Raw genomic sequence first — 9,469 nt, 5'->3', positions numbered from 1 at the left:
AAGAAGAAAAAATTGCTCATCAAAGTTACGAAGACCGTATAAATCCTTTCTGGTTTTATATTTTATTCTTATTTTGTTGCCTATATCTATGGCTTGAAGTAAAATTATCTTAAATCAATTTTAGAAATGAATTAAAATCTAAAAAGAATTTTTTATATAAATAACCAAATTAAAGGAGGATAACATATTGAAAAGAAGTGAATTTCTCTACCTAAGCGGACTAGGTGCGGGGGCATTAATGCTACCAAACTTATCGCTTTTCGGTAAGCCAATCGATCCAATGGAAGCATTGAATGTGGTTGATGTAAGAATTAAAAAAGAATTGGCCGATGTAGCTCTAAATGCTGCAAAAGCTAAGGGAGCAAGTTATGCAGATGTTCGAATTGGTCGCTATCTTAATCAATTTGTAGCTACACGCGAAAAAAGTGTGCAGGGCGTATCAAACACAGAATCCTATGGTGTTGGTGTGCGTGTTATCGCTAATGGCTGCTGGGGTTTTGCCTCTACTAACAATGTAAGTAAGGAGGATATTGCAAAGGCCGCCGAAAGAGCTGTTGCTGTAGCGAAGGCTAATGCTAAAATACAAGGCGAAGCTGTTCAGTTAGCCCCTCAAAGAGGTTATGGTGAGGTAAGCTGGAAATCGCCCATCGAGAAAAATGCTTTTGAGGTGCCCGTAAAGGAGAAAGTTGATCTTTTACTAGCTACAAATGCACTTGCAATGGAAGGTGGAGCAAGTTTTGTTAACTCTGTAATTTTTGCGGTAAATGAACAAAAGTATTTTGCCTCTACGGATGGCTCCTATATCGATCAAGATATACACCGTATCTATCCGAATTTTCAGGTAACTAAAATTGATCGTAGTAGTGGAAAATTCGATACGATTAGATCTCTAAGTACCCCCATGGGTATGGGCTATGAATACCTCGACCCACAAGAAAGCAGTAAGGTTAAAGGAGTGGTAACACGCTATAAAGACCGTTATGATATACTTGAAGATATTAAATCTGCAACGGCCAATGTAGACCAGAAAATGAAGTCTAAGTCTGTTGAACCAGGCAAATACGACATGGTTCTTGACCCATCACACCTTTGGCTTACCATTCATGAATCGGTAGGGCACCCTACAGAACTCGATCGTGTTCTTGGATATGAAGCTAATTATGCTGGAACGAGCTTTTTAAACCTTGATCGCTTAAATTCTAAAAACTTCAATTTTGGCAATAAATTGGTAAATGTTACTGCCGACAAGACCGAAAAGACCTCTTTAGGGGCTGTAGGCTATGACGATGAAGGTGTTGAATGTAAAAAATGGGATATCGTTAAAGATGGAATCCTTGTAAACTTCCAAGCAACGCGTGATCAGGCACACATGATCGGTTTAAAAGAATCACAAGGTTGCTCCTATGCTCAAAGCTGGGCAGATGTGCAGTTTCAGCGTATGCCAAACATATCCTTACAACCTGGAGAAGAGGAGTTAAGCGTTGACGACATGATAAAAGATGTTGAAAAGGGAATTTACATCATTGGAGATGGATCATTCTCGATTGACCAGCAGCGGTATAACTTCCAGTTCGGCGGACAAATGTTCTATGAAATCAAGGATGGTAAGATTGTTGGAATGCTTAAGGATGTGGCTTATCAATCCAATACCCAGGAGTTTTGGAATTCCGTAGGCGCTATTTGCGATAAACGCGATTATCGCTTAGGTGGTGCTTTTAACGACGGTAAAGGGCAACCAGGACAGTCGAATGCCGTTTCGCACGGAAGTTCAACAACTAGATTTAATGGAGTTAATGTTATTAATACAGCAAGAAAAATTTAAGATATGGGCATAATAAGTAAAGCAGAAGCTCAAGCAATTCTAAAAAAAGCTTTGAGTTTTTCAAAAGCAGACGAATGTGAAGTTAGTCTGACAGGTACCGAAGGCGGAAATATCCGCTATGCGAGAAATGCCGTTTCAACGGCGGGCGATATTAGCACTATGGGACTAGCAATTAGTTCCACTTTTGGCAAAAAAACAGGCTCTGCAACCATCAATGAGTTTGATGATGCATCCCTAGAAAAAGTAGTTAGAAGGTCTGAAGAACTCGCCCAGTTGGCCCCTCCAAATCCGGAGTATGTTTCTATAGAAGGACCAAAAACATTCCCAGAATCAATCACCTACAATAAAACAACGGCAGCTGTGAATCCTGATATTCGCGCAGAAGCTGTAAGAAAAAGTTTGGAAATTGCAAAAGCGTCGAATCTTGAAGCAGCGGGCTTTCTTGAAAACTCGACAACTTTTAGGGCTATAATGAACTCTAAAGGGCTTTTTGCCTATAATACAGATACTGATGTTGCCTTCTCGGTAACTACTCGTAATCAGGCGGGAACTGGCTCAGGTTATGTAAGCGAAACATTTAATGATATCACAAAACTTGATACGCTTGCTCTAACAAAAGTAGCTGCACAAAAAGCAATAGGATCTGCAGGTGCAAAAGCACTAGAACCAGGAAAATACACTGTAATTTTAGAGCCTCTAGCTGCTGCCGATATGCTTTCCAATATGGTTCGTGGCTTCGATGCTCGAAGTGCCGAGGAAGGAAGAAGCTTCATGAGTAAAAAAGGTGGTGGTACACGTTTAGGTGAGCAATTATTTAATGAACAAGTAACAATCTACTCAGACCCTTTTAATGTTGATCTTCCTTCCCCAACTTGGAATAGTGATGGTATCCCACAAGAAAAAGTTACATGGGTAGAAAAAGGCGTGGTAAAAAACTTAAGCTACTCCAGATATTGGGCTCAGCAAAAAAATGTAAAGCCAGTACCGGGTGCAAATAGAGTAATCATGGAAGGTGGAACAGCATCTCTTGAAGACTTGATAAAAAGTACTGAAAGAGGGATTTTAGTAACCCGTTTTTGGTACATCAGAAGTGTAGATCCGCAAACTTTATTACTTACGGGACTTACACGTGACGGTACTTTCTACATTGAGAACGGAAAAATTATGTACCCAGTTAAAAACTTCAGATTCAATGAAAGTCCGATAATCATGCTCAACAATGTGGAAGCCCTAGGAAAACCACAACGTAGCGGCAGCATGATCGTGCCACCAATGAAAATTAGGGATTTTACATTCTCTTCACTTTCTGATGCGGTATAAGTAATAATAATTTAATCTTAAATTAATTAATTATCGCTATGAGAAGAAGAGATTTTTTATATGTTTCAGGAATTGGCATTGGCGCTTCCATGCTGCAATCCGTTCCGGTTTTAGGACGTGAAATTGCCATTGAAGAAGCTTTGATGCCAATTGATGTTAATCTGAAGAAGAAGCTAGCCGACATTGCATTAAATGCCGCCCGTTCAAAGGGTGCCAGTTATGCAGATGTACGCATTGGCAGGTATTTGAATCAGTCTTTAAGTACCCGCGAAAATCGAGTGGAAAACATTAGTAATACCGAATCTTATGGTATGGGAATTCGCGTGATAGCTAATGGAAGCTGGGGCTTTGCGGCCATTGATAATCTTACCGAAGATAACATTGCGCGCGCAGCCGCTTCGGCAGTGCAAATTGCAAAGGTTAACTCGAAATTATTAAGTCAACCCGTTAAATTAGCCCCTCAACAAGGGTATGGTGAAGTTAGCTGGAAAACTCCTTTTGAAAAGAATGCCTTCGAAATTCCCATCAAGGAAAAAACTGAATTATTGCTTGCCGTAAATGATGCCGCCCTTAAAGGTGGAGCGAACTTTGTTAATTCATCACTATTTTTAGTGAATGAGCAGAAGTATTTTGCTTCTACCGAGGGGTCATATATTGATCAAGACATCCACCGACTTTGGCCAACATTTACGGTAACAAAAATTGATTCGAAATCCGGGAAATTTGAAACTCGAAACTCCTTGAGCTCTCCAATGGGTATGGGTTATGAATATCTAAATCCGAAGAAGGAAGAAGAAATTAATGGTCCTTTTACCATTTACAAAAATCGCTATAATATGCTTGAGGATGCCGTTACGGCAACTCGACATGTAGATGAAAAGCTGAGATCAAAGCCTGTTGAGCCCGGAAAATATGACCTGATTATTGACCCAACGAATTTATTTCTCACTATACATGAGTCGGTAGGGCACCCTTCTGAGCTCGATCGTGTATTGGGATATGAGGCAAATTATGCAGGAACAAGCTTCCTAACATTGGATAAATGGGAGAGTAAGAAATTCAATTTTGGTAGCAAGATTGTCAATTTTGAGGCCGATAAGACTGAGGAAGGCTCTTTAGCAGCTGTAGGATACGATGACGAGGGTGTAAAATGTAAAAACTGGGATATCATCAAAGATGGTATTTTGGTAAATTATCAAGCCACCCGTGATCAGGCACATATCCTCGGTCTCCCAGAGTCTCAAGGTTGCTGCTATGCCGACAGTTGGGATAAGGTTCAATTTCAGCGTATGCCAAATGTTTCATTGAAGCCAGGGAAAACTCCGCTTAGCGCAAACGAAATGGTAAAGAACGTAGAAAAAGGAATTTATATTTTCGGACGGAACTCCTACTCGATTGATCAACAACGGTACAATTTCCAGTTTAGCGGACAATTATGTTTTGAGGTGAAGGATGGTAAAATTGGTGGTTTACTTAAAGATGTGGCCTATCAATCAAACACCCAAGAATTTTGGAACTCTTGCTCCGCAATTTGTGATGAAAAAGATTACCGACTTGGTGGATCCTTTTTCGATGGAAAGGGTCAGCCGAGCCAGGTAAGCGCCGTTTCCCATGGATGTGCCACTGCCCTCTTCAAAGGGGTAAATGTGATTAATACGGGAAAGAAGATATAATTTGTAATCCATAAAATACCGGCTTTTTCTTGAAAATTGCCGGTATTTTATTTTTTAAAAAAGATGTATTAAGGCAAACAAAATCACTAGCATTTACCTTTAAAGCTTTAATGTCGATTTAATTTACGAAAAGCTCAGGTTTTCTCCGCATCACAATCCTGATCGCAATGCAAGGGAATAATCGTCCGCTTCATGGCCAATTCAGAATATAAAAAACTACCTATTCTAGTGAATTTAAGTATGTAAAGCGCCGGAACAAATAGCCAAAAAGCAGGAATGCGTATGGATATTTGAAGAATTGAATCAAAACCAAAATATATTTTACCATTGTTTTTAATGGATGCTATCGCCTTAAGACCTTTATTCCTAAACTCCTGACTAGGAACTTCAGATGTTCTAATATCTTCAGTGCTAATAAGATTGAGAACATCCAATTTCACTATGCTTTTGCCAAATTTCGTACACATCGGGCACCAGGCATCCACAAAAACTTTCAACTTGCTTATCTGCATAAATAGCCTTTAATGATTTACAAATTTAAGATTATCATTTTGATATATGATGGAAATTAAATACGCGTCGCGGGGATAGGTCGCGACCTGTCCTTGCGAAATCATATACGTATCGCGCGTTACATGGACATGTCGCGACCTGTCCCTACGTCAATTTTTCATTATTATTCCTATCTTAGAATCTCAAATTTGATTCTATGTTCACAAAATACCTCACACTCTGCTTATTGGTTTTAAGCACAACCTGTACTGCTCAAACGAAGGGCTGGATCAGTCTTTTTAACGGTAAAGATCTCAAAGACTGGAAAGTTAAAATCAATGGCCATCCACTAAATGAAAATTATCAAAATACTTTTCGGGTGGAAGATCAAGTAATGAAGGTCTCCTATGATGGTTATAAAGAGTGGAATGAGCGTTACGGACATATATTTTATAAAAACCCTTTTTCGGCTTATGTTCTAGTGGTGGAATACCGTTTCACTGGAGATCAAATTCCCGGCGGACCAGGTTGGGCGTTCAGAAATAGTGGTGCCATGCTGCATGGGCAATCTCCTGAAAGCATGGAGCTTAATCAGGATTTCCCAATTTCCTTGGAGACACAATTTTTAGGTGGTGATGGAAAATCTGAAAGGACCACCTTAAATTTATGTACGCCTGGGACCAATGTTTTTTTAAATGGGAAATTATTTACGCCTCATTGTGTTAATTCTACTTCCAAAACATATCATGGCGATCAGTGGGTAAGAGCTGAAATTGTAGTTCTTGGCGATTCTCTAATTCAACATCGTTTGGAAGGAAAAACTGTATTTGAGTATACTAAACCTCAAATTGGGGGTGGCAATGTAGCTAATTTCAATGCATCCCTTAAAATAGATGGCCAAGCGCTCAAAGAAGGTTATATCTCACTCCAAAGTGAAAGCCACCCCGTAGAATTCAGAAAAGTAGAACTATTTGACTTGAAAAAATATATGAATGATCCAGCTAAATTAAAAAAGGTGCTGGAGAAGGTGTTGGAGAAGTAAGGGGGATGGCGGTTATCAGTTGACCGTTGGGGGTTATCCGTTATCAGTTGTCAGTTGGCGGTTGTCAGGCTAACAACATCTGAAATACTAGTGCGCTGATTAGAGATCTTTTGTCTTTAGTCTTTTAGTTGGTTAGTTATTAGTTGGTTAGTTGGTTAGTTGGTTAGGCAAACGACATCTGAGAGACTAGTTTACTGGTTAAAGATTTTTCGTCCTTACTCTTTGCTCCTTATTCTTTGCTCCAATTAGGTGGTTAGGCTAGCGACATCTGCTTCCTGGTCGGTGGCTGAGGTTCTCGAAGCTAGGTTCTAAAAGCCATTTCTTGAAGACAGGAAATGAGTTGTCTGTTATCAGTTGTCAGGCTAACGACATCTGAAATACTAATGTTCTGATTATAGATTTTTTGTCTTTACTCTTTGCTCCTTATTTTAATTCAACATTAATTAAATTAATAAACTGATTTTCAGTAACTTATAAAATATATTTATTGAAAACTAAATATTTAGTTGATTAACTAATAAATTAGTTTTAGATTTGATTTACCCGTTCGAACTAGGTATTATTAATTGTTGTTAATTAAAAAAGGATTATGGAAATTAAAGAATTAACTAAAGCAGAAGAGCAGATCATGCAGGCTTTATGGGATCTTGAAAAAGCTTTCGTAAAAGATGTAGTTGATTTGCTACCTGAGCCCAAACCTGCATATAATACGGTATCCACGATTATACGTATTCTAGAATCTAAAGGATTTATAGATCATGAAGCATTCGGAAAAAGCCATCGCTACTTCCCTCTTATTAGCATTGAGGAGTATAAAAGCTTTGCTACAGAAAAACTTCTAAGTGGTTATTTCGAAAACTCAGTCGAGAACATGTTTTCATTCTTTGTAAAAGAGAAAAAACTTAATCTAAAAGAGGCTGATGAGATACTAAAACTGATTGAAAAACTCAAAAACAAATAGTTATGAATATCCTGAATTATCTTTTACAGACAAACTTGTATTTGATCCTATCCATGGGATTTTATATGGTACTTTTAAGAAATGAAACCTACTTTAAACAAAATAGGATATTTCTAAATGCGAGCATAATCTTATCATTTACCATCCCTTTCATAAACTCTCCTTGGTTTAATGATTTGTTTTTAACGAATACAATTAGAGAAAAAGCCCTAATCCCTACAAATTTCATGTTCGAAACCATTGTGGTTGAGGAAATTGAAAAATCAAAAACTTGGGCTATATCAGATTTAATTTTATCTATTTATCTAACTGGTTTAGTGTTTTTCTTTTTAAGATTCATCTTCAGACTTTTTAAGCTCAAATCAAAGCTTAAAGTAGAAAAGGGTTCGGCATTTTCATTTTTCAATAAACTCATTGTCGACAAAAGTCTACCTGATTCTGATACTATCATCAATCATGAAAGAGTACATATTCGTGAACTCCATTCTTTAGATATCATTTTGGCAGAAATCTCAAGCATTATTAATTGGTACAATCCAATTAGTTTCCTATATAAAAAAGAAATTATGCAAATCCATGAATTTATTGCTGATGAAGAGGCCGTTAAAAGCATGGAATGTAAATCACAATATGCTATGCTATTATTTAATAATGCTTTGGGAATTAATCCCAACAACCTAACTAATAACTTTTTTAACAATTCAATTTTAAAAAGAAGAATAAAGATGCTTAACAAAACTAAATCAAGCAAAACAGGCCTATTAAAATATGGTCTTTCTGCACCGCTTTTTGCCCTTATGTTAATTTTCTCTGCTGCAAGCGTGGCAAAACAGAAAACAGAGTTATTGGCGAAGGCCGAGGAGATATTTTTGCCATTGGTCTCAAAAGATATAATGGCAAAAGATTCTGTAAAGAATACAAAAGAAATAACAGAAATTAAATCATCCCTTGCCGATGAAAAGCCGAACTCAAGCAATTCTATTCAAGATTTGCAAAAAAATGATTTCAGCACCCTTTGGAAGCATCTACAAAAAAACCTTCGTTATCCTAGTTCCGCTAGAGAAAATAATATCATGGGTTATGCGATCGTATCTTTCAAAGTACAGAGCGGAAAAATCTCAAATGTCAAAATAACTACAAGTTTACAAAACGATATCGATTTGGAAGTACTCCGCTCTTTCGATCTTTTCAAGGAGTCTGTGGAGGCTAAAGACGATGAGTATTCAATGGCAATTGCATTTCAATTATCAGGAATGGAGTCCAAGCTTGTTCCCCTACCGGATTTCGGAAAAACTGGGAAAACCCATTTAATTCAAACAATGTATGTTGTAGCTTATGGTAAAGAAAAAAACACAGACAAGGATGTGGTTAAATCCCCACCAACACCTCCAACACCAGTGGTTAAATCCCCTCCAACACCTCCAACACCTCCAACACCTCCAACACCAGTGGTTAAATCCCCTCCAACACCTCCAACACCTCCAACACCAGTAGTAGACTTTGGCGATGTGGATAATGCTCCATCATTCGTAGGTGGGATGAAAGCTTGGGCTGAATATCTTCAATCCAATCTTAAATATCCAGAAGAAGCAAGAAAAAATAATGTTACGGGAAGAGTAATAGTAAGCTTCACTATCTTAAAAAGCGGTGATATCACAGATGTAAGGGTTTTAAGAGGCATTGGTAGTGGTGCAGATGAAGAGGCTATCAGGGTCCTAAAAGAAAGTCCGAAATGGACAACTGGAATGATTAAAGGAAAACCTGTTAATGTAGCTTTTACCTTACCAATTTCTTTCCAGCTTGCCCCTAAACCTAGCGGAGAAAAGACCAATTAGGTCGGAAAGTATTTTTTAAATTATGAGTTGGTGTAAATTGGTCATCCAAGGCGCCAGCTCATATTTGTTTATTTTGCAAGATATTTATTCTCAAATAATATCTAATAACTGAAAACGGTCAACTGGTAACCGATAACTCTCAACTGACAACTCTCAACTGATAACTCTCAACTGATAACCGATAACTCTCAACTGATAACCGACAACTCTCAACTGATAACCGTCAACTTACAACTGACAACCAACAATCAAATCAACCTATCCTTCACCACCAGCGTACCAGCAACTAAATCATGTAAACATTGCTGTCGTTTAGTAAAAAAG

The 9,469-nt window shown here is 38.0% G+C and carries 7 protein-coding genes; 6 read left to right on the top strand and 1 reads right to left on the bottom strand.

What is annotated here, in order from left to right; translation table 11 throughout:
* The first annotated feature begins 187 nt into the window (after window positions 1–187).
* The 3 genes from ACILQF_RS06940 to ACILQF_RS06930 are packed head-to-tail and all read left to right on the top strand — an operon-like array spanning window position 188 to window position 4,815.
* Window positions 188–1,822, top strand: a complete 1,635-nt coding sequence (locus ACILQF_RS06940) for a TldD/PmbA family protein (protein WP_395626692.1) — start codon at window positions 188–190, stop codon at window positions 1,820–1,822.
* A gap of 3 nt (window positions 1,823–1,825) precedes the next feature.
* The gene (locus ACILQF_RS06935; RefSeq protein ID WP_395626691.1) at window positions 1,826–3,142 is read left to right on the top strand and encodes a TldD/PmbA family protein; all 1,317 of its coding nucleotides are present in this window, start codon (window positions 1,826–1,828) and stop codon (window positions 3,140–3,142) included.
* Between the two features lie 38 nt (window positions 3,143–3,180).
* The gene (locus tag ACILQF_RS06930) at window positions 3,181–4,815 is read left to right on the top strand and encodes a TldD/PmbA family protein (RefSeq protein ID WP_395626690.1); all 1,635 of its coding nucleotides are present in this window, start codon (window positions 3,181–3,183) and stop codon (window positions 4,813–4,815) included.
* Window positions 4,816–4,949: 134 nt separating this feature from the next.
* On the opposite strand, the gene ACILQF_RS06925 is transcribed toward ACILQF_RS06930, so the two are convergent.
* Window positions 4,950–5,327: a DCC1-like thiol-disulfide oxidoreductase family protein gene (locus tag ACILQF_RS06925; protein ID WP_395626689.1), complete on the bottom strand. Its 378-nt coding sequence runs from the start codon at window positions 5,325–5,327 to the stop codon at window positions 4,950–4,952.
* Window positions 5,328–5,524: 197 nt separating this feature from the next.
* Between ACILQF_RS06925 and ACILQF_RS06920 the strand changes: the two genes are divergently transcribed.
* The 3 genes from ACILQF_RS06920 (at window position 5,525) to ACILQF_RS06910 (ending at window position 9,145) form a co-directional block, all read left to right on the top strand.
* Window positions 5,525–6,349: a DUF1080 domain-containing protein gene (locus ACILQF_RS06920; protein ID WP_395626688.1), complete on the top strand. Its 825-nt coding sequence runs from the start codon at window positions 5,525–5,527 to the stop codon at window positions 6,347–6,349.
* 589 nt (window positions 6,350–6,938) lie between these two features.
* Window positions 6,939–7,310 (top strand): BlaI/MecI/CopY family transcriptional regulator, encoded by a 372-nt coding sequence (locus ACILQF_RS06915; protein ID WP_395626687.1) that lies wholly within the window; start codon window positions 6,939–6,941, stop codon window positions 7,308–7,310.
* Window positions 7,311–7,312: 2 nt separating this feature from the next.
* Entirely contained in the window at window positions 7,313–9,145 is a 1,833-nt protein-coding gene (locus tag ACILQF_RS06910) for a TonB family protein (protein WP_395626686.1), read from the top strand.
* Window positions 9,146–9,469 lie beyond the last annotated feature (324 nt).

Source organism: Daejeonella sp., from assembly GCF_044232565.1.
Lineage (GTDB): Bacteria > Bacteroidota > Bacteroidia > Sphingobacteriales > Sphingobacteriaceae > Daejeonella.
This window is presented reverse-complemented; position numbering and strand designations above follow the sequence as displayed.

What these genes read in the sequence shown, in the direction of transcription:
- ACILQF_RS06935 (WP_395626691.1), top strand. Translation starts at nt 1,826, where the DNA reads ATGGGCATAATAAGTAAAGCAGAAGCTCAAGCAATTCTAAAAAAAGCT.
- ACILQF_RS06930 (WP_395626690.1), top strand. Translation starts at nt 3,181, where the DNA reads ATGAGAAGAAGAGATTTTTTATATGTTTCAGGAATTGGCATTGGCGCT.
- ACILQF_RS06925 (WP_395626689.1), bottom strand. Translation starts at nt 5,327, where the DNA reads ATGCAGATAAGCAAGTTGAAAGTTTTTGTGGATGCCTGGTGCCCGATG.
- ACILQF_RS06910 (WP_395626686.1), top strand. Translation starts at nt 7,313, where the DNA reads ATGAATATCCTGAATTATCTTTTACAGACAAACTTGTATTTGATCCTA.
- ACILQF_RS06915 (WP_395626687.1), top strand. Translation starts at nt 6,939, where the DNA reads ATGGAAATTAAAGAATTAACTAAAGCAGAAGAGCAGATCATGCAGGCT.
- ACILQF_RS06920 (WP_395626688.1), top strand. Translation starts at nt 5,525, where the DNA reads ATGTTCACAAAATACCTCACACTCTGCTTATTGGTTTTAAGCACAACC.